Origin of the sequence: Delftia tsuruhatensis NBRC 16741 (assembly GCF_001571325.1) — a bacterium.
Taxonomy (GTDB): domain Bacteria; phylum Pseudomonadota; class Gammaproteobacteria; order Burkholderiales; family Burkholderiaceae_C; genus Comamonas; species Comamonas tsuruhatensis.
Genome location: NZ_BCTO01000124.1, coordinates 1 through 990, shown reverse-complemented (window position 1 = coordinate 990; position 990 = coordinate 1). Strand labels below are relative to the sequence as shown.

At 66.7% G+C, this 990-nt stretch carries 1 protein-coding gene and 1 pseudogene; both read left to right on the top strand.

Going from position 1 to position 990, the window contains the following annotated elements:
* Positions 1-550, top strand: a pseudogene (locus DTS01S_RS31025) (DUF2345 domain-containing protein); the annotation flags it as partial.
* An 87-nt stretch (positions 551-637) separates the two neighbouring features.
* Positions 638-990 (top strand): DUF6531 domain-containing protein (locus tag DTS01S_RS29250; protein WP_156493799.1); only part of this gene is annotated, 353 nt, incomplete at its 3' end.

Below are 990 nucleotides of genomic sequence, written 5' to 3'. Positions count from 1 at the left end.
CGGCAAGACCGAGACCGACAAGATAGGCCAGAACTGGCACGTCACGGTCGGCCTGCTCAAGACCCAGACCATAGGCATGGCCTACATGCAGAACGTGGGTGGGATGAAGATGATGAACATCGGCGTCAACTACATGGAAAACATCGGCGTGGCCATGCAGACCCATGTGGGCATGAACCAGAGCCTCACCGTGGGGCAGGAGCGCCAGGTCAAGGTCGGCAGCAAGCAAAGCACCGAAGTGGGCTCGCAGTACTCGCTGACCGTGGGCGGTGGTGGCGGAGGTGGCGGTGGCGCGGGAGGTGGCGCCGGTGGCGGCATGGCCATGAACATCACGGCGCCCGGTGGGGGCGATGGCGGCGGTGGTGGTGGCGCAGGCGGAGGTGGCAAGGCCTCGCAGCTCACCATGGATGGGCAAAGCATCCAGCTCAATGCCGCCAAGATCCGGCTCGAAGCCCAGCAGGAAATCCTGCTGACCTGCGGCAAAAGCACCATCCGCATCACGCCCGGCGACATCCAGATCCTCTCGCCCATGGACCGGCTCAACTGCTGAGGCCCGCATGTCCTGCAGCCCCTGCATTCCCCGCATCTTCCGCATCCGCCGTCCCGTTCTCTCTCACCTCTCCAGGAGCAGCCTCGCATGAGTGGCCAACCCGCAGCCCGCATCACCGACAGCGTCGTCAAGGGCAAGATCGTCACCGGCTCGCGCACCGTGCTCATCGGCAGCCAGGGGGGCCTGGCCTGCTCCGTCTGCCCGGGCGGCATCACCGTCAGCTCCCCCGTCAACCCCCAGCTGGGCGCCAAGGTCCTGCTGGGCGCACAAGACCTGGACTTCGCCCTGCCATCGGCTGCGCTGCCCGTGGCCTGGCAGCGCCAGTACAGCAGCTACGTCAACCCCGAGCACGGCGCGGCCTGCGGCCTGCTGGGCCATGGCTGGCACCTGCTGCAGGAGCTCAGCATCCGCCTGCAGGAAGAGGCCACCTTGCTGCTGGA